This window comes from Aeromicrobium sp., assembly GCF_023146395.1.
In the GTDB taxonomy this organism is placed as follows: domain Bacteria; phylum Actinomycetota; class Actinomycetes; order Propionibacteriales; family Nocardioidaceae; genus Aeromicrobium.
Genome location: NZ_JAGLCD010000018.1, coordinates 1 through 18,450 on the forward strand (window position 1 = coordinate 1; position 18,450 = coordinate 18,450).

Here is an 18,450-nt window from a genome sequence, read left to right on the forward strand (position 1 = left end):
TGCTCGCGAGCTCTGCGAGCGGCGTATCGAGACCCGGTGAGGTTGAGGGTCTGGGTCGGACCGGTCGGTGGTTGTGGGGCGTGGTCGTCTGGCCGTGGTCTCGGTACGGCCCTCGTTCCCTTCGATACGTCGTGCTCGTTCCTCGCACGCCACTCAGGGCGTCGCCTCGGGCCACTCGACCTGCGGGGCACTCGTTCCTCGTGCCCCGCATACTGGGCGGGTGCGGGTACTGGTGGTCGATGACGAGGTCCAGCTCGCGGAGGGCGTGCGCCGCGGGCTCGAGGCCGAAGGCTGCGCCGTGGACGTGGCGCACGACGGCGTCGACGGTCTCTGGTACGCGACCGAGCACCCGTACGACGTGATCGTGCTCGACGTCATGATGCCGGGGCACTCCGGCTGGACCGTCGTGAAGGAGCTGCGCGCGCAGGGCAACTGGACCCCGGTCCTGATGCTCACGGCCCGCGACACCGACGCCGACCAGGTCCAGGCGCTCGACGGCGGTGCCGACGACTACCTCACCAAGCCGTTCTCGTTCACGGTGCTCGTGGCGCGGCTGCGCGCCCTCGCGCGGCGCGGCGCCCCCGAGCGACCCATGGTGCTCGAGGTCGGTGACGTCGTGCTCGACCCGGCGGGCCGCACGATCAGCCGGGCCGGTCAGCCCGTGGCCCTGACCACGCGGGAGTTCGCGGTCGCCGAGTTCCTCCTGCGCCGCGCCGGTCAGGTCGTCTCGAAGCTCGACGTGCTGGCGGGCGTCTGGGACGAGGCCTTCGACGGCGACCCCAACATCGTCGAGGTCTACGTCGGGCACGTGCGCCGCAAGCTCGACCGGCCCTTCGGCCGGGCGAGCCTGCAGACCGTGCGTGGCGCGGGATACCTCTGGAACGACCAGGCCTAGGTCGGTGCGATGACACGACGCGGCGGCACCGGCCTGCTCCGGGGTCTCTCGGTGCGGGCGCGGTCCGCGATCGCGTCGGCGCTCGCGATCGCGGTCGTGCTCGGTGTCGTGATCGTGGGCTTCTCCTGGGTGCTGCGGTGGAATGCCGACGGCCAGACCCGCGAGCTGGCCGAGACGACCGCGGAGGTCCTGGTCGACCGGGTCGCGGTCGACGGGCTCGCGGTCGTGACCGAGTACGACGGCGAGGCGCTGGTGCAGGTCGTCGACGCCGCGAACCGCATCGCGGCCGTCGGCAGTGGAGCGGCGAACCTCACGGTGCCGGCCGCCTCGGGCCCGGCCACGATCGACGGCACCCGGTACTACGTCGCCGACCAACGGGTGCCCGGCACGGAGCTGCAGGTGCGCGTGGCCCGCGCCTACGACGACGACAGCGAGGCGCGCGAGACCGCTCGCACCGTCCTGGTCGCCGTGGCACCGACGCTGCTGGTGCTGGTCGCGGTGCTGGCCTGGCTCTCGACGTCGCGCGCGCTCCGGCCGGTGGGTGACATCCGGCGCGAGGTCGAGGCGATCGGTGCGAGTGACCTGCACCGGCGCATCGAGGTCCCGCCCACGCGCGACGAGATCGCCGACCTCGCCACGACCATGAACTCCCTGCTCGACCGTCTCCAGACGGGGTCGCAGGCGCAGCGCCGCTTCGTCGCGGACGCCTCGCACGAGCTGCGTTCGCCCCTGGCGACGCTGCGCCAGTACGCCGAGCTCGCCTCGACCCATCCCGAGGATCTGGCGCCCGGCGAGCTCGCCGAGGTCGTCGACGCCGCGAGCCTGCGGCTGCAGACCCTCGTCGACGACCTGCTGGTGCTGGCCACCGTGGCCGAGTCCGGTGACCGCCGGCGGGAGGAGATCGACCTGGACGACCTGGTGCTCACCGAGCTCGTCGCCTTCCGGTCCGCTGGTGTCACGATCGACGCCGCCTCCGTGCGGCCGACGAAGGTCGCGGGTCAGGAGCGCCGGCTCGCGATGGTCGTGCGCAACCTCCTGGCCAATGCGATGCGCCACACGACGTCGCGGGTCCGGGTCGCGACGGGCAGCGACGACGCCGGTGCGTTCCTGGTCGTGGCCGACGACGGTCCGGGGGTGCCCGCGCCGGACCGTGAGCGGATCTTCGACCGGTTCGTGCGGCTCGACGACGGCCGCGCGCGCGACGAGGGCGGGTCTGGTCTCGGGCTCGCGATCGTCGCAGCCGTCGTGGGGGAGGGCGGCGGCACCGTCGTGGTCGACGAGGCCCCGGGCGGTGGTGCGCGGTTCACGGTGCGCCTCCCGGCCTGGGACGAGGACTGACCTCCTCCATCCCCCCCGGGGAGGCAGGGGTGCCGGGCCCTGGGCGGCGAGATCGAGCACCGTCGAGCACCGTCGAGCACGAGCCTGAAGACGGCTTCAGGTCGCTTCAGGCTGGCTTCAGCGTCCGCCGACGAGAGTGGAGTCATGAGCAACGAGAACACGCCTCCCACGCCCCCCGCCGATCACGAGCCGACCGAGCAGCTGACCCCCGCGCCGGCCCCCGCTCCCGCCGCCGCCCTGGCCCCGCGCCGTCGCACGGGCCTGCTCGTGGCGGGCGTCGCCGCCGCCGTGATCCTGTCGGCCGGAGTCGGCGCGGCCTTTGCGCTGGTGGTGTCCGACAACGACGACGGTGACATCACCGGCTTCACCACGTCGGGCCAGAACGACTCCAACGGCTCGAACGGGTTCGACGGGCCGCGCGGCGGTGGTGCGACGGCAGCCAACGACGAGACCGACCTGGACGGCATGCTCGACGCCGCGAGCCAGGCGCTCACGGTCGCGCAGGGCGACGTCGTCAAGATCGAGGAGCGTTCGCCCGGCCTGTGGCGCGTCGACGTCCAGGGCGGCGGCCGTGAGTACGAGGTCGTCGTCGACGGGTCGGGTGCCCGCGTCACCGAGGAGGACGACGACGATGACGGCGACGACCTGCCGCTGACCGCCGACTCGGTCACGGCGCTGGTGGCGGCGGCCACGGCCAACACCGCGGGTCGGGTCGTCGAGATCGAGTCCGACGACGACCGCTACTCGGTCGAGATCCGCACCTCGTCCGGCTCGACCGTCGAGCTGGACCTGAACCAGTCGTTCCAGGTCGTCGGCACCGACCGTGACGACGACGGCGACGACGACTGACTGGGGCGTCGCAAGTAGACACGACGAAGGGCCGCACCCACCGGGTGCGGCCCTTCGTCGATCTCAGCCATGCGGCTGACGCGTCACTTCGCGTCGTCGGCCGCGTCCTTCGCCTTGTCGGCGGCGTCGTTCGCGGCGCCCTTGGCGTCGTCGGCGGCGTCCTTCGCCTTGTCGGCGGCGTCGTCGGCCACCTTCTTGGCCTTGTCGGTCGCATCGTCGGCGACGCTCTTGGCCTTGTCGGCGGCCTGATTGACCACGTCGGCCGGCTTCGAGAGGTCGACACCCGAGCCCTGGGCCGGCGGCGTGTACGTCGGGCCCGAGCTCTGCGCCTTGAGCTTGGAGAACACGAAACCTCCGGCCGCGGCGATCAGACCGATCACGGCGACCTTCTTGAGCTTCGACTTCTTCTTCTTGGGCTTGGCGCCCTCGGGCAGACGGTCCGTGACGTCGTCGGGCAGACGCTCGAAGAGCGAGGCGTGCAGCTCCGGCAGGCGGGTCTTCAGCTCGTCGCGTCCTTCACCCAGCTTGGAGACGACCTGGTCGCGGACGACCGGCGCCTTGGTGCTGACCTGGTCGACGACCTGGTCACGCAGGATCGGGGCGTTCTTGGCGACCTGTGCGCGGAGGTCGTCGTACGTGTGCTCGATGGTGTCGCGCACGGTGTGCTTCTTCTTCTTGCGCAGCGGCATGGTTCCTCCTCGTGGTCCTGCTCATGACCCTAACGGGCGGTGCGTCATTCGCACCCTGACCGACGACGGCCCCTGGCCGGCGCGACCCCCGTGGGCCGCGGCGCCGGTAGCCTCGCTGCAAGGGAGGTACCGAGATGGCGCAACGACCGCAGCACGTCGTCGTGGTCGGCGCGGGCATGGTGGGCCTGGCCACGGCCTGGTTCCTCCAGGAACGCGGGGCTCGGGTCACGGTCGTGGACCGCACCGGGGTCATGGCGGGCTCGTCGCGCGGCAACGCCGGCTGGTTGGCGCCCGCGCTCACCCTGCCCCTGCCGGATCCGGCCATCCTGGCGACCGGCGTGCTCGCGGCGCTGAAGCCGTCCTCCCCCGTGTACCTGCCGCCGACCGCCGACCCGCGGCTGCTCGCCTGGCTCGTCGCGTTCGCGCGGCACTGCACGCCGGCCAAGTGGCGATCGGCGATGACGGTCTTCACCGCGGCGAATCGCGAGGCCCTCGCGGCGTTCGACGCGCTCGCGGTCGAGGAGCCGACCAAGCACGCCGACCCCTTCCTCGCCGCCTTCCGCACGGTGCAGGACCGTGAGGTGCTCGTCGAAGAGTTCGCGAACGTCGCCGCGCTGGGCGGTGCCACCGACGTCGAGCTGCTCGACGAGGCGTCCGTGCACGCTCTGGAGCCGGCCCTGGGCGAGCAGGTCTCGTGCGGCCTGCGGATCCACGGGCAGCGCTTCATCGATCCGGGCCGGTACGTCGGCTCGCTCGCGGACGCGGTGCGAGAACGTGGCGGCGAGATCGCGCTGGCCTCGGTCGAGAAGGTCGACCGGCAGGGCGCGGGAGTCGTGGTCCGGACCTCGACCGGGACCATCGCCGCGGACGCCGTCGTGATCGCGGCCGGTGCGTGGGCGTCGCGGCTCGTGCGACCCCACGGCGTCCGGGCGTTCGTGCAGGCCGGCCGCGGCTACTCGTTCGCGGTGCGTCCGCAGAGCCAGCCGCGCGGGCCGGTGTACTTCCCGACGCAGCGGGTGGCCTGCACCCCCCTCGGCGAGTCGGGTGCGGAGGATGCGCTGCGGGTCGCCGGCATGATGGAGTTCCGTCGCCCGGACGCACCGCTCGACCCGCGCCGCATCGCGGCGATCGTCGACGCGGTGCGGCCGATGCTGACGGGGGTCGACTGGGAGGCGCGCACCGACGAGTGGGTCGGGTCGCGACCGTGCACGGCCGACGGGCTGCCGCTCGTGGGCGCCACGCGCACGCCTGGGGTGTTCGTGGCCGGCGGTCACGGCATGTGGGGCATCGCCCTCGGCCCGCTCACGGGTCGGCTCGTGGCCGACCAGGTCATGCAGGGTCGGACTGACCCGCTGCTACGGTCGTTCGACCCGCTGCGCTGACGCCGAGCCGTCCCTGGCGGTCGACCCGGCGCTCGAACCAGATCGTCGCGAACGGCGGCACGGCCGAGGCGAGCGCGAGCGCGAGGGTGCCCAGGCGCCAGCTGAACACGCGCCACGCCACGAGGCTCGTGAGGACGAACAGCACGAACACGCCGCCGTGGATCGGGCCCATGATCGGCACGCCGCCCTCGGCGCCGGCGTGTGGGTCGTCGGCGACGACCCACTTGAAGAACATCGCGATCAGCAGTCCGGCCCAGCTGAGGGCCTCGGCGACGGCGACGATGCGGAAGACGGAACGCGTGGCGGACTGGAGCTGGGTCACCCCCTCACGCTACCGGCGTCACACACGCGTAACGGGCATGGGTGAGAATGCGCCCATGGCATTCCTGCTGCGGGTCGAGCTTCCCGACGTCCCGGGATCCCTGGGCGCGCTGGCCACGGCACTCGGCTCGGCCGGGGCCGACATCGAGGCGATCGAGATCGTCGAGCACCGGTCCGACGGCGTCGCGCTCGACGACGTGCTGCTCGAGCTGCCGCCCACGGTCATGCCCGACTCGCTCGTCACGGCGTGCCACGAGCTCGAGGGCGTGCGGGTGCACTGGATCTCCCGCTACAACGCGGGGGTCAACCTGCGGATGGACCTCGAGGCCGTGGAGGAGTTCACCGAGGACCCGGCCCGCGCCATCGCGAAGCTCGTCGAGGTCGTGCCCACCACGTTCCGGGTCGACTGGGCGATCGCGATCAGGCCCGACGGCGACGGGATCGAGGTCGTCGGTGCGTCGTCGGCGGCGCCGCGGCTCGACAACGGCGACGTGCCGCAGGCGGTCGGGTGGACCGCGCTCGCCGAGTCGGCGACGCTGCCCGAGATCGAGGCCTGGGACTCGACGGTGCTCGCCGCGGCTCCCGGCCGCCCGCGCGACGGGCGTCCGGTCACGATCGTGGTCGGACGGCACGGCGGTCCCGCGTTCCTGACCTCCGAGCTGGCCCGCCTCGGCCACATGGTCTCGCTCGCCGCCAGCGTCCAGACCCCCTCCTGAGGTTCCGCTCGCGAGAGACTTTGTTGGTGGTCAGGAGCGACTTTGTTGGTGGCGACGAGCGAGTTTGTTGCGGTCAGTCGGCGGGCTTGGCCTCGGTGAGCGGCACGTGAGCATGCTGGAACCGGCCGAGCGCGGCCACCTCTGACTCCAGGTCGGGCACGTGCTTTTTGGCGATGGGCAGCACGAGGCGCGCGCCGAGCGGTGAGTTGACGAGCGCCTTGGTCCAGTTGGCCACGATGACGCCACGGGGGACGTAGACGCGGGTCTTGCGCTTGGCGAATCCGCGCATGATCCCGGCGACGCAGTCGTCGAGGTCGGTCGTGGAGTTGGCCGGGTAGGGGAGCTTCTTGCGGATCGCGCGGAAGGTCGGCAGGTCGGCCTCGGCGCCGCGCACGATGTCGGTGTCGATCCAGCCGGGGTGCACGACGCCGACCCGCACGCCCAGGTGCGCAACCTCCTGGTTGGTCACCAGCGCGAGGGACTCCGCGCCGGCCTTCGAGGCGTTGTAGGACGCGAGGCCCGCGAGGTTGCCGAACGACGCGAGCGAGGCGACGACCAGGGCGTGCCCCTTCGTCTCGACCAGGTGCGGGATCGCGGGGTGCAGCGTGCGGTAGACGCCGGTGATGTTGATGTCGATGACCCGCTCGAAGGACGCCTCGTCGATCTGGCGCACCGTGCCGTACGACGCGATGCCGGCGTTGGCCAGCACGTGGTCGATGCGACCGAAGTGGGCGGCGGCGGCGTCGATCGCGGCGGTCATCGCGGCACCGTCGCGGGCGTCGGCCTCCCACCAGGCTGCAGCGTCGCCGATCTCGTCGGCGACCGCGGCGAGCAGGTCCGGCTCGAGGCCGAGCAGGGCCACCGTGCCGCCCTCGGCGGCGTAGGCCCGGGCGACGCCGGCTCCGATGCCTCGTGCCGCGCCCGTGACGACCAGGACCTTGCCCGCGTAGCGATTGCTCATCCCGCCAAGATACCGACGGTATGTGAACGTGTCACTCCGGGTGTCACATGGCGCTCGTCACGCGGGCGAGATCTGGCAAGCACTACTTTGTGGGGATGAGCGCACTGCCCTTCGTCTCCGACACCTTCGACGCCGACGCCTGGGACGAGGTGCCCGGTTTCGACGACCTCGCCGACCTCACCTACCACCGGGCGAAGGCGCACGGCACGGTCCGCGTGGCCTTCGACCGCCCCGATGTGCTGAACGCCTTCCGGCCGAACACGGTCGACGAGCTGCTACGCGTGATGGAGCACGCGCGCACCTCCGCCGACGTCGGGTGCGTGCTGCTGACGGGCAACGGGCCCAGCGAGAAGAACGGCAAGCACTCCTTCTGCACGGGCGGCGACCAGCGCATCCGCGGCCGCGCGGGCTACCAGTACGAGGACGTGGCAGCCTCCAGCGGTGACACCGGTGCCGAGGAGCCGAGCCCGCTCGACAAGGCCAAGCTGGCCCGCCTGCACATCCTGGAGGTGCAGCGACTGATCCGGTTCATGCCGAAGGTCGTCATCTGCGTCGTCCCGGGCTGGGCCGCCGGCGGCGGACACAGCCTGCACGTCGTGTCCGACCTGACCCTGGCGAGCGCCGAGCAGGCCCGCTTCAAGCAGACCGACGCCGACGTCGGCAGCTTCGACGGCGGCTTCGGCTCGGCCTACCTCGCGCGCCAGGCCGGCCAGAAGTTCGCCCGCGAGATCTTCTTCCTCGGTCAGGAGTACTCCGCGGCCGACGGGGTCGCGATGGGCGTGGTCAACCGCGCCGTGCCGCACGCCGAGCTCGAGGCCACCGCGCTGGAGTGGGGCCGGCTGATCAACGGCAAGAGCCCGACGGCGCAGCGCATGCTCAAGTACTCGTTCAACATGATCGACGACGGCCTCGTGGGCCAGCAGGTGCTGATGGGCGAGACGACGCGCCTGGCCTACATGACCGACGAGGCGCAGGAGGGACGCGACCAGTTCCTCGAGAAGCGCGACCCCGACTGGTCGCCCTTCCCCTGGTACTACTGAGTCCGCGGCAGCTCCACCGGGCACGAAGGCTGGGTACCGGGACTGCGGAAGGAGGGTGTCGTGACTGAGCTGGACCAGATCCGCGAGGACATCGTCTCCGACCCGAGCAACGCCTGGGCCGCCGACGCTGGGTACGCCCCGGTGTACGTGGCCTCGCCTGAGGCCCGGTGCCTGGTCGTCGGTCAGGCACCGGGCCTCACGGCGCAGGAGAGCGGAATCGCGTGGAACGACGCCACCGGTCGACGGCTGATCGAGTGGCTCGGTGTCGACGAGACCACCTTTCGCGACCCTGCCGCGTTCGCCCTGTTGCCGATGGACTTCTACTACCCCGGCAAGGGCTCCGTGGGTGACCTCCCGCCACGCCCCGACTTCGCGCCGACGTGGCACCCACCGCTGCTGCGCCAGATGCCCCACATCCGTCTCACGCTGGTGATCGGGGACTACGCCCAGCGGTACTACCTCGGTACCGGCGGGTCCTTGACCGAGCGGGTGCGCGCGTTTCGGGACTACCTGCCCGAACGCTTCCCGCTCGTGCACCCCTCACCGCTGAACTTCCGCTGGCAGGCCCGCAATCCGTGGTTCGTCACGGACGTCCTTCCGGAGCTGCGCGAGCGCGTCGCTGAGGCGTTGGGCGGGGACTCGCCGTAGCGCCAGGCGCGCCCGCGGCACCCGGGGAGCGACCACCTGCCGTCGAGCGGCCGGGTTCAGCAGACGCCGGTGAGCTGCTCCGCTGCTGCGTCGTACTCGTCGCGGGCAGCCTGGACGACCTGGTCGTCGACCGTGGTGCCGTCCGCCGCCGCCTCAGCCTGCGCGCGGAGCTCCTCGAGGGCCGAGCCGGCACGGTCGACGAGGTCGCGGGCCTCGCCGCTCAGCGTCGCCTCGCCGAGACCCAGCGCCTCCGCCGCGGCCGTCAGCTCCCGCTGGGCCGCGGCGGGATCGGCGTCGATGCGCGCCGACACGTCGTCGACGAGGGAACGCCCGGCGTCGATGGCCGGCTGCGCGATCTCGCAGCTCGCGCGGGAGCCGGCGTCCGAAGCGGTGTCGGAGATCGCGTCCTCGACCTCGGAGCACGCGCCCAGGGCGAACAGGCCGAGCAGGGGAAGCACCAGCAGCGAGAGTCGTCGGGTCATCGGTCCATCGTCTCAACCGCCGGCAAGCCCGCGCGCTCTCGCCACCGCGCCGCGCCAGCCGCTACGGTCATCCCTGACTGGACCCGGTCCGACGATCCACCAGGAGATCCCCCATGAGCGAGAGCCTGCGACTGGCCAACCTCGACTACGACGTCGCCGACCACGTGGCCACGGTGCGCTTCAACCGTCCGGAGAAGCGCAACACCTTCACCAAGCCGATGGCGCTCGACATCGCGCAGGCGTTCGCCGTGGCGGATGCCGACGACGCGGTACGGGTCGTCGTGGTGACGGGCAGCGGCGGTCACTTCTGTGCGGGGGCCGACCTCGAGGCCGCCCTGTCGGGGTCTTTGGGCGCCAACGACGCCTTCGCCGAGACCGCCGGGGACATCACGGGCGTCGAGCGGGACTCCGGCGGGTTCGCTGCCCTGGCCATCGCCCAGTCGCTGAAGCCGGTCGTCGCCGCGGTCTCGGGGTCGGCCGTCGGGATCGGCGCCACCCTGACCCTCCCGATGGACGTGCGCGTCATGGGCGAGTCGGCCCGGTACGGCTTCGTCTTCAACCGTCGCGCGCTCGTGCCCGAGGCCGCGTCGACCTGGTTCCTGCCGCGCATCGTCTCGCCGGGCAAGGCGCTGGAGTGGGTCCTGACGGGTCGTCTCGTCGGCGCCGACGAGGCGCTGACGGCCGGACTCGCCAACCACGTCGTGGCCGACGACCAGGTCGAGGCCCGGGCGTTCGAGATCGCCCGGGAGATCGCCGACCACACCTCGGCGGTCTCGGTCTCGTTGTCGCGCCAGATGCTGTGGCGCGGCCTCGAGGTCGACTCGCCGTGGCACGCCCACGCCGCCGAGTCCCGCGCCCTGGCCGAACGGTTCGCGAGCACCGACCTGGTCGAGGGGATCGGCTCGTTCTTTGAGAAGCGCACGCCGCAGTTCCCCATGACCGTGCCCGCGCAGCTGCCCGACACGGTCGAGCGCCCCGCCCAGCGCCCCGACGGACTCTGAAGTCGCCCGGCACCCTGTTCAACTGCGATTCATCATGATATTAAGACTTTACGGTCATCAACCATGCGCGACAGTTCGCCTCAGAGGGGTGCGTCGGATCGGGCGAGTGTGATGCGCGTCGCACCACCGGGACGCGCGGATTACGAAAGGGTAACGTTCGCCGAATGAACGACGAGATCGACGAGCAGGCCCCGGTCGAGACCGCCGCGCCTGCCGCCGTCATCGGGATCGTCCGGGAGACCGCTCCTGGCGAGACCCGAGTGGCCGGAACTCCCGCAACCGTGGCCCAGCTGATCAAGCTCGGCTACCGCGTGGCCGTGGAGACCGGCGCCGGCGAGAAGTCCAGCTTCACCGACGAGGCCTATGCCGAGGCCGGAGCCGAGGTCGCCGACACGGCCACCGCCTGGGGCGCCGACGTGGTGCTCAAGGTCAACGCCCCGAGCACCGGCGAGATCGCCCAGCTCAAGGACGACGCGATCGTGGCCAGCTTCATCGCGCCCGCGCTGAACCCCGACCTGCTCGCAGCGCTCTCGCAGCGGTCGATCACCGCGCTCGCGATGGACGCCGTGCCGCGCATCTCGCGGGCCCAGTCGATGGACGTCCTGAGCTCGATGGCGAACATCGCCGGCTACCGCGCCGTGGTCGAGGCGGCGCACGAGTTCGGCCGCTTCTTCACCGGCCAGGTCACGGCCGCCGGCAAGGTCCCGCCCGCCAAGGTGCTCGTGGCCGGCGCCGGTGTGGCCGGTCTGGCCGCGATCGGTGCCGCGTCGAGCCTCGGCGCGATCGTGCGGGCCACCGACCCGCGACCGGAGGTCGCTGACCAGGTCAAGTCGATCGGTGGCGAGTACCTCAAGGTCGACGTCGAGGTCGAGGAGTCGACCGACGGCTACGCCAAGGCCACGAGCGAGGACTACGACCGCCGCGCCGCGGAGATCTACTCCGAGCAGGCTGCCGACGTCGACATCGTCATCACGACCGCGCTCATCCCCGGCCGTGCTGCGCCCCGTCTGCTGACCGAGGCCGACATCGCCTCGATGAAGCCCGGCAGCGTCGTGGTCGACATGGCCGCGGCCCAGGGCGGCAACGTCGCCGGTTCCGTGGCGGGCGAGAAGGTCGTCACCGAGAACGGCGTGACGATCATCGGCTACACCGACCTCGCGGGTCGCCTGCCCACCCAGGCCTCGCAGCTGTACGGCACGAACCTCGTGAACCTGCTGAAGCTGCTGACCCCGGGCAAGGACGGCCAGCTCGTGCTCGACTTCGACGACGTCGTCCAGCGCGGCGTCACCGTCGTGCGCGACGGGCAGACCACCTGGCCACCGCCGGAGGTCAAGGTCTCGGCGGCCGCACCGGCCCCCGCCGCCTCGCCCGAGCCCGCCCCGGAGCCGAAGGCCAAGGCGACCCCGCTCGCCAAGGGCCTGGCGATCGCGGGCGGCATCGCCGCGCTGTTCCTCGTGAACGCGTTCGCGCCTCAGCCGCTGCCGCAGCACTTCACGGTGCTCGTGCTGTCGATCGTGATCGGCTACTACGTGATCGGCAAGGTGCACCACGCGCTGCACACACCGCTCATGAGCGTCACCAACGCGATCAGCGGCATCATCGTCGTGGGTGCGATGGTGCAGATCACGAGCGACGACCTCGCGATCTCGCTCCTGGCGTTCGTCGCCGTCCTGATCGCGAGCATCAATGTCTTCGGCGGCTTTGCCGTCACCCGACGCATGCTCAGCATGTTCTCGAAGGGCTGATCCTGTGAGTGTCGAATCTGCCGCGACTGCGGCCTACATCGTGGCGGCCCTGCTCTTCATCCTGAGCCTGGCCGGCCTGAGCAAGCACGAGACCGCCAAGGCGGGTGTCATCTACGGCATCTCCGGCATGACGATCGCCCTCGTGGCGACGATCATCGCGGTCGTCGACGGGGCCGAGGCGCTCGGCGTGATCCTGCTGATCGTCGCCGTCGCCATCGGTGGCGCGATCGGCCTGTGGCGGGCCCGGATCGTCGAGATGACCGGGATGCCCGAGCTCATCGCCCTGCTGCACAGCTTCGTCGGCCTGGCCGCGGTGCTCGTGGGCTGGAACGGTTATCTCGAGCACCCCGACTTCGTCCTGCAGTCGCTGGAGGACATCCACAACGCCGAGGTCTTCATCGGCGTCTTCATCGGTGGTGTCACGTTCACCGGCTCGATCGTGGCCAACCTCAAGCTCAGCGCCAAGATCAGCTCGGCGCCGCTCGTGCTCCCGGGCAAGAACCTCATCAACCTCGGTGCGCTGGCGCTCTTCGCGATCCTCACGACCTGGTTCGTGATCTCGCCGGCGCTGTGGCTGCTGATCCTCGTCACGATCGTGGCGCTCGCCCTGGGCTGGCACCTCGTGGCCTCGATCGGTGGCGGCGACATGCCGGTCGTGGTCTCGATGCTCAACAGCTACTCGGGCTGGGCGGCCGCTGCGGCGGGCTTCCTGCTCAACAACGACCTGCTGATCGTCACCGGCGCGCTCGTGGGCTCCTCGGGTGCCTACCTCAGCTACATCATGTGCAAGGCGATGAACCGGTCGTTCATCTCGGTCATCGCCGGCGGCTTCGGCATCGAGGCCTCGGGCGGCGACGACACCGAGTACGGCGAGCACCGCGAGATCTCCGCGCAGGAGACCGCCGAGCTGCTGACGAACGCCTCCAGCGTCATCATCACGCCCGGCTACGGCATGGCGGTCGCGCAGGCGCAGTACCCCGTCGCCGACCTCACCAAGAAGCTGCGCGAGCGCGGCGTCGAGGTGCGCTTCGGCATCCACCCCGTCGCGGGCCGGCTGCCGGGCCACATGAACGTGCTGCTGGCCGAGGCCAAGGTTCCCTACGACATCGTGCTCGAGATGGACGAGATCAACGACGACTTCGCGTCGACGTCGGTCGTGCTCGTGATCGGCGCCAACGACACCGTCAACCCGGCGGCGTCGGAGGACCCGAGCAGCCCCATCGCCGGCATGCCGGTGCTGCACGTGTGGGAGTCCGAGAACGTCGTGGTGTTCAAGCGCTCGATGGCCGCGGGCTACGCCGGGGTGCAGAACCCGCTGTTCTTCCGCGACAACACGCAGATGCTGTTCGGTGACGCGAAGGACCGGGTCGAGGACATCATCCGCGCGCTGTGACGCGGGCGGTGCGCCACGACCACACGGCGGCGGCGAGCGCGAGGCTGAGGATCACGACCGCGAGCGCCAGTGCGGTCCGGAAGCCCGCGTCGCCGCCGTGGCTCGCCGTGACGACCTGGTAGGTGGTCATGAGCAGGGCCGCGCCGAGGGCCGACCCGATGCGTTGACCTGTCTGCAGGGCTCCGCCGGCGGCCCCGCCCATCCGCGGGGGCACCTCGGCCAGCGTCAGCGTGATGTTGGGCGACACGACCGCGCCGCCGCCGAGCCCGGCGAGCAGCAGGAACGGGGCGAAGGCCCACCACAGCGCACCGGTGGACTGGCCCGGTCCGACCAGAGCGGCGAGCGCCACGGCCGTCATCATGGTCGCGATCGCGACCACCGTGAGCGGCCGGCCGACCTGGCTCACGAAGCGGCCGGCGAGTGGTGACGAGACCGCTGAGCCGAGGGCGAACGGCGTCAGCAGCAGCCCGGCGTGCAGGGCGCTGACGTCCCTCGAGTCCTGCAGCCACACCGACGCCGTCAGGAACACGCCCGTGAACCCGGTGAAGTAGAGCGTGCCGATGAGCAGGCCGCCGCCGTACCCCGGCAGGCTCCTGAGCAGGCCGAGGTCGAGCAGCGGGGCGTGGCCGCGCCGCTGCAGCCGGTGCTCCCAGGCGCCGAAGGCCCAGGCGAACAGCGGCACGCCCACGAGCAGGACGAGCGGCAGGGTCGCGCCGGACTCGATGCTCACGAGCGGGTACAGCAGGCACAGCACGGCCAGGCCGAGCAGGACGGCGCCGGCGATGTCGATGCGCTCGCGGTCGGGGTCGTCGACACGGCCGGGCACCAGCCGCGCGATCGCCACCATGGCCACGAGCCCGATCGGGACGTTGACGAGGAACAGCAGGCGCCAGCCGTGCTCCTCGCCGGCGAGCCCGATGATCGCCCCACCGAGCAGGGGGCCGGTCGCCGACGCGAGCGACACCGTCAGCCCGAAGTACCCGAACGCGCGCCCGCGCTCGGGCCCGGAGAACAGCTGCTGGATGAGCCCGGAGCTCTGCGGGGTCAGCAGTCCGGCCGACGCGCCCTGCAGCAACCGGGCCACGACCACGAGCTCGGCGGTCGGCGCCAGCCCGACCGCTGCGCTCGACAGGACGAAGCCGGTCAGGCCGATCAGCATGAGCCGGCGCCGGCCGTACGCGTCGCCGAGCCGTCCGCCGGCGACGAGCGTCAGGCCGAACGTGAGCGCATACCCGGAGACGACCCACTGCACGGTGGACGCCGAGGACCCCAGGCCCTCCTGGATCGACGGGAGCGCGACGTTGACGATCGTGACGTCCAGCAGCGACATGAACCCCACGACGAGCGTGACGGCGAGGATGCGCCACCGCCGAGGGTCCGGCTCGTCCGCGGGATCGGCTGTCTGCCGCGCCTCTGTCTCGAACGCCTCCTCGTGCACCCGCTCAGCCTGCCCCAGGAACCCAACCCCGCAATCTCGGACCTTCCGCCAGCGTGGCGAACCGCGGCCCCAGATTTGCTCCCTTCCCCACCCTCTCGCCGGCGCGATTCGGTGGGCAAGGGAGCAAATCTGGGCGGGCGGAACTGGTGAGGGTCGAGGTCAGTCGACCTGCATCTCGCCGAGCTCGGACCAGCCGTCGATGTCGAGCACGCCGTTGATGATCTGCGGGGTCTGCTCGAGGTGAGGCGGCAGGTCGGTCTGCGCCTGCCGGAAGTGGTCGGAGTTGACGTGCGCACCGGCAGCGTCGTCGTCGAACGCCTCGAGCAGCACGAACTCCTGCGGGTCGTCGACGCTCCGCGACCAGTCGAACCAGTGGTTGCCCGGCTCGGCCCGCGTCGCCTCCGTGAACGAGCGCGTGATCTCGGTCCAGCGGTCGGCCGACTCGGCCTTCACGCGGAACTTGGCGGTGATGACGATCATGGGGCCTCCTGCGGGCGGTGGGAACGGGGTCGTTCCCAGACTGTCAGGGGACTGGTGGCGCGGCACCCCCGGTGGCCGAGTGGGGGAGGCCGCCGCGTCCCCGCTGGTCGAGTGCCCGCGAGGAACGAGTGGGCGTATCGAGACCCGGACGGCTGCCGGTGAGCGGTCGGACCGGCTGGGGGCGGGCGGGTGCCTTCGGGTGCGGGGGTTTCGACGGGCGGGCCGCTTCGCGGCGTATCGCTCAACCTGCCCTCGGCGCTCGCGCCCGAGAGGGCGCTCGACCTCGGGCAAACCCGTCGTCGACGTACGCGCCCCAGAGGGCCCCTTAGTCCACGACACCGTAAAGTCGGTCGCCCGCGTCACCCAGGCCGGGGACGATGTAGCCGTTCTCGTCGAGCTTCTCGTCGACCCCCGCCACCACGAGCGTGACCGGGACGCCGATGCTCTCCAGCTCGCGCTCAATGCGGGCGATGCCCTCGGGTGCGGCCAGCAGGCAGACCGCCGTGATGTGGTCGGCCCCGCGCGCGACGAGGAAGCCGATCGCCGCGGCGAGCGAGCCGCCCGTGGCGAGCATCGGGTCGAGCACGTAGCACTGGCGACCCGACAGGTCCTCGGGCAGCCGCTCGGCGTACGTGTCGGCCTCGAGGGTCTCCTCGTTGCGGATCATGCCCAGGAAGCCGACCTCGGCGGTCGGGAGCAGCCGCTGCATGCCCTCGAGCATCCCGAGCCCGGCGCGCAGGATCGGCACGACGAGCGGTCGCGGCTCGGACAGCCGCACCCCCGTGGCGGCCGCGACAGGGGTGCGCACCTGGACGGGCTCGACCCGGACGTCCCGCGTGGCCTCGTAGGCCAGGAGGGTCACGAGCTCCTCGGCGAGACGCCGAAAGGTCGGGGAGTCGGTGCGCTCGTCGCGCAGCACGGTGAGCTTGTGCGAGATGAGCGGATGGTCGGCGACGTGGACCTGCATGGTGCTGAGCGTAGTGCCGGGCAGCGTCGGCGCGGAGCGCCGCGGTCTGGGACGATCGGCACATGGACACCGTCGGCAGGTGGGAGCCCGCGATGCGGCTCGCGCTCGACGAGGCGCGCGGCGCGCTCGCGACGGGCGACGTCCCGGTCGGCGCGGTGGTGCTCGACCCGAGCGGTGAGGTCATCGGCCGCGGCCGCAACACCCGCGAGCGTGACGCCGATCCGACCGGCCATGCCGAGGTCGTCGCGATCCGGGAGGCTGCCGCGGCCCGCGGCGAGTGGCGTCTGGAGGACTGCACGCTCGTCGTGACGCTCGAGCCCTGCACGATGTGTGCCGGAGCGGTGGTGGCCTCCCGGATCGGCACGCTCGTGCTGGGTGCGTGGGACGACAAGGCGGGCGCGGTCGGCTCGCTGTGGGACGTGGTGCGCGACCGGCGCCTCAACCACCGGCCGGAGGTCGTCTCGGGCGTCCTGGCCGAGGAGTCCGCAGCGCTGCTGATCGGCTTCTTCGCCCAGCACCGGTGACCGCTCGGCGGGGAACACCGCCGCGGCTCGAGCGGTTGACCACGGTGTGAGGCTCTCCCTGCTCGACCGGTCACGGACCCGTGCCGGACGGCCCGAGGCGGAGGGACTGACCAGGTCGGTCGAGCGCGCGGTGCACGCCGAGCGGCTCGGGTACGAACGGTTCTGGGTCGCCGAGCACCATGCGGTGCCCGGCATCGCGAGCGGGTCGCCTGCCGTGCTGCTGGCGGCGATCGGTGCGACGACGTCGCGCATCCGGATCGGGTCGGGCGGGGTCATGCTGCCGAACCACCAGCCGCTCGTGGTGGCAGAGCAGTTCGCGATGCTGCAGGCGCTCAACCCGGGCCGGGTCGATCTGGGCATCGGTCGCTCGCTCGGCTTCACGGCGCCGGTGCGCGAGGCCCTGCGGCACACCGACGCCGACACCTACGCCGACGACCTGCGCGAGCTGCTGCAGCTGCTCGCGGGCACCGCTGCCGTCACGGCCCACCCCGTGGTCGACCCGGTCGTGCCGGTCTCGCTCCTCGCGACGGGCCGCGGCACGCAGCTGGCAGCGCAGCTCGGACTCCCGGTCGTGATCGGCGGGCCCGTGCTGTGGGGAGACGAGATCGGCGGCGTGCTGGCCGACTACCGGCGACACTTCCGCCCGAGCGGCCAGGCGGACGCACCTCACGTGACGGTCTCGCTCGACGTGACGGTGGCCGACGACGACGCCGCGGCCCGCGAGCTCGCCCTGCCGGAGATCTGGGCCATGGCGCGCTCTCGTCAGACCGGAGAGTTCCCGCCGCTGGAGTCGGTCGCGGCGATCCGCGCTCAGCCCTGGAACGACCAGCTGCGGCGGCGGGTCGAGCAGGGCCTCGACCAGGCGGTGGCCGGCTCGGCCTCGACCGTCCGGGCGGCGCTCGGGGACCTCCAGGCCCGAACGGGCGCGGACGAGCTCATGGCATCGACCTCGACCCACGACCGCGACGCGCTGCTCGAGTCCGACCGGCTGCTGCGTGACCTCGTCGCTTGAGGCCTGCGGCAGGTCAGGACGCCGCTGACGGTGAGGCGGCCGCCGGTACGCGCGTGGCGAGGTCGTAGAGCCTCGACTCGAGGGTCGTGAAGCGGCTCTCCATGGCCAGGAAACGGGTGTCGATCGACGCGAAACCGGCGCGCAGCTCGTCACGGAGGTTGACCTCGACCCGGTCGACTTTGCTGTCGAGGCCGTCGATCCGGGCGTCGAGCTTGTCGATCCGGGCGTCGAGCTTGTCGATGCGGACCTCGATCCGGTCGATGCGGGCGTCGAGCTTGTCGATGCGGACCTCGATCCGGTCGATGCGGGCGTCGAGCTTGTCGATGCGGACCTCGATCCGGTCGATGCGCTCCCCGAGCGTCGCGAGACCGCGGGTCAGGCTGCGGCTCAGATAGGCCACGACGGCCAGGGACGTGGCGAGGAACGTCACGAGAGTGACGAGCTGCTCGGCGTCCACGGTCACCATTCCTTCAGTCTGCAACGGCGATTGAGCCTTGGCCAGCAGGCTACGGCGGTGCTCGGACGGGGGCCAGTGATGTCGGACGGGCCTGTGGACGGAGGCCGCTTGT

20 protein-coding genes are annotated in these 18,450 nt (G+C 71.6%); 12 read left to right on the forward strand and 8 right to left on the reverse strand.

The window, feature by feature from the left end:
• Positions 1-220 precede the first annotated feature (220 nt).
• From KAG51_RS12680 to KAG51_RS12690, 3 genes are all read left to right on the forward strand, one after another.
• Positions 221-895 carry a response regulator transcription factor gene (locus KAG51_RS12680; RefSeq protein ID WP_290584206.1) on the forward strand — a complete coding sequence of 225 codons (675 nt, stop codon included), beginning with the start codon at positions 221-223 and terminating at the stop codon, positions 893-895.
• A 9-nt stretch (positions 896-904) separates the two neighbouring features.
• Positions 905-2,233: a HAMP domain-containing sensor histidine kinase gene (locus KAG51_RS12685; protein WP_290584207.1), complete on the forward strand. Its 1,329-nt coding sequence runs from the start codon at positions 905-907 to the stop codon at positions 2,231-2,233.
• A 144-nt stretch (positions 2,234-2,377) separates the two neighbouring features.
• Positions 2,378-3,082, forward strand: a complete 705-nt coding sequence (locus KAG51_RS12690; RefSeq protein WP_290584208.1) for a hypothetical protein — start codon at positions 2,378-2,380, stop codon at positions 3,080-3,082.
• An 83-nt stretch (positions 3,083-3,165) separates the two neighbouring features.
• Here KAG51_RS12690 and KAG51_RS12695 read toward each other — a convergent pair whose 3' ends face one another.
• Positions 3,166-3,771 carry a hypothetical protein gene (locus KAG51_RS12695; RefSeq protein ID WP_290584209.1) on the reverse strand — a complete coding sequence of 202 codons (606 nt, stop codon included), beginning with the start codon at positions 3,769-3,771 and terminating at the stop codon, positions 3,166-3,168.
• 134 nt (positions 3,772-3,905) lie between these two features.
• On the opposite strand from KAG51_RS12695, the gene KAG51_RS12700 reads away from it, so the two are divergent.
• Positions 3,906-5,153 (forward strand): FAD-dependent oxidoreductase, encoded by a 1,248-nt coding sequence (locus KAG51_RS12700; protein ID WP_290584210.1) that lies wholly within the window; start codon positions 3,906-3,908, stop codon positions 5,151-5,153.
• Here the strand turns inward: KAG51_RS12700 and KAG51_RS12705 are convergent.
• Positions 5,101-5,475, reverse strand: a complete 375-nt coding sequence (locus KAG51_RS12705) for a DUF3817 domain-containing protein (RefSeq protein ID WP_290584211.1) — start codon at positions 5,473-5,475, stop codon at positions 5,101-5,103. The genes KAG51_RS12700 and KAG51_RS12705 overlap by 53 nt on opposite strands.
• 55 nt (positions 5,476-5,530) lie before the next feature.
• Between KAG51_RS12705 and KAG51_RS12710 the strand changes: the two genes are divergently transcribed.
• A complete protein-coding gene (locus KAG51_RS12710; protein ID WP_290584212.1) occupies positions 5,531-6,190 on the forward strand; it encodes an amino acid-binding protein in 660 nt (219 codons plus the stop codon).
• Positions 6,191-6,263: 73 nt separating this feature from the next.
• Here the strand turns inward: KAG51_RS12710 and KAG51_RS12715 are convergent, their stop codons facing one another.
• Entirely contained in the window at positions 6,264-7,151 is an 888-nt protein-coding gene (locus KAG51_RS12715; RefSeq protein ID WP_290584213.1) for an SDR family oxidoreductase, read from the reverse strand.
• A 95-nt stretch (positions 7,152-7,246) separates the two neighbouring features.
• Between KAG51_RS12715 and KAG51_RS12720 the strand changes: the two genes are divergently transcribed.
• A complete protein-coding gene (locus KAG51_RS12720) occupies positions 7,247-8,191 on the forward strand; it encodes a 1,4-dihydroxy-2-naphthoyl-CoA synthase (protein ID WP_290584214.1) in 945 nt (314 codons plus the stop codon).
• 60 nt (positions 8,192-8,251) lie between these two features.
• Positions 8,252-8,839: a uracil-DNA glycosylase family protein gene (locus KAG51_RS12725; RefSeq protein WP_290584215.1), complete on the forward strand. Its 588-nt coding sequence runs from the start codon at positions 8,252-8,254 to the stop codon at positions 8,837-8,839.
• Between the two features lie 56 nt (positions 8,840-8,895).
• Here the strand turns inward: KAG51_RS12725 and KAG51_RS12730 are convergent, their stop codons facing one another.
• Positions 8,896-9,321 carry a hypothetical protein gene (locus tag KAG51_RS12730; protein ID WP_290584216.1) on the reverse strand — a complete coding sequence of 142 codons (426 nt, stop codon included), beginning with the start codon at positions 9,319-9,321 and terminating at the stop codon, positions 8,896-8,898.
• A 113-nt stretch (positions 9,322-9,434) separates the two neighbouring features.
• Between KAG51_RS12730 and KAG51_RS12735 the strand changes: the two genes are divergently transcribed.
• The 3 genes from KAG51_RS12735 (at position 9,435) to pntB (ending at position 13,460) form a co-directional block, all read left to right on the forward strand.
• Positions 9,435-10,322 carry an enoyl-CoA hydratase-related protein gene (locus KAG51_RS12735; RefSeq protein WP_290584217.1) on the forward strand — a complete coding sequence of 296 codons (888 nt, stop codon included), beginning with the start codon at positions 9,435-9,437 and terminating at the stop codon, positions 10,320-10,322.
• Positions 10,323-10,486: 164 nt separating this feature from the next.
• Positions 10,487-12,067 (forward strand): Re/Si-specific NAD(P)(+) transhydrogenase subunit alpha, encoded by a 1,581-nt coding sequence (locus KAG51_RS12740; RefSeq protein ID WP_290584218.1) that lies wholly within the window; start codon positions 10,487-10,489, stop codon positions 12,065-12,067.
• Positions 12,009-13,460 (forward strand): Re/Si-specific NAD(P)(+) transhydrogenase subunit beta, encoded by a 1,452-nt coding sequence (pntB, locus tag KAG51_RS12745; RefSeq protein WP_290584219.1) that lies wholly within the window; start codon positions 12,009-12,011, stop codon positions 13,458-13,460. The genes KAG51_RS12740 and pntB overlap by 59 nt, the downstream gene beginning before the upstream one ends.
• On the opposite strand, the gene KAG51_RS12750 is transcribed toward pntB, so the two are convergent.
• The 3 genes from KAG51_RS12750 to upp form a co-directional block, all read right to left on the reverse strand.
• Positions 13,444-14,898, reverse strand: a complete 1,455-nt coding sequence (locus KAG51_RS12750) for an MFS transporter (RefSeq protein ID WP_290584220.1) — start codon at positions 14,896-14,898, stop codon at positions 13,444-13,446. The two genes, pntB and KAG51_RS12750, sit on opposite strands and share 17 nt — an antisense overlap.
• Before the next feature lie 159 nt (positions 14,899-15,057).
• Complete coding sequence (locus KAG51_RS12755; RefSeq protein ID WP_290584221.1) at positions 15,058-15,378, reverse strand: putative quinol monooxygenase; 321 nt, start codon at positions 15,376-15,378, stop codon at positions 15,058-15,060.
• Positions 15,379-15,703: 325 nt separating this feature from the next.
• A complete protein-coding gene (gene upp, locus KAG51_RS12760; RefSeq protein ID WP_290584222.1) occupies positions 15,704-16,345 on the reverse strand; it encodes a uracil phosphoribosyltransferase in 642 nt (213 codons plus the stop codon).
• A gap of 62 nt (positions 16,346-16,407) precedes the next feature.
• Between upp and KAG51_RS12765 the strand changes: the two genes are divergently transcribed.
• Both KAG51_RS12765 and KAG51_RS12770 read left to right on the forward strand, forming a co-directional pair.
• Entirely contained in the window at positions 16,408-16,869 is a 462-nt protein-coding gene (locus tag KAG51_RS12765) for a nucleoside deaminase (protein WP_290584223.1), read from the forward strand.
• Positions 16,870-16,915: 46 nt separating this feature from the next.
• Complete coding sequence (locus KAG51_RS12770) at positions 16,916-17,881, forward strand: MsnO8 family LLM class oxidoreductase (protein ID WP_290584224.1); 966 nt, start codon at positions 16,916-16,918, stop codon at positions 17,879-17,881.
• A gap of 13 nt (positions 17,882-17,894) precedes the next feature.
• On the opposite strand, the gene KAG51_RS12775 is transcribed toward KAG51_RS12770, so the two are convergent.
• Positions 17,895-18,347 (reverse strand): hypothetical protein, encoded by a 453-nt coding sequence (locus tag KAG51_RS12775; protein ID WP_290584225.1) that lies wholly within the window; start codon positions 18,345-18,347, stop codon positions 17,895-17,897.
• Between the last annotated feature and the right edge of the window lie 103 nt (positions 18,348-18,450).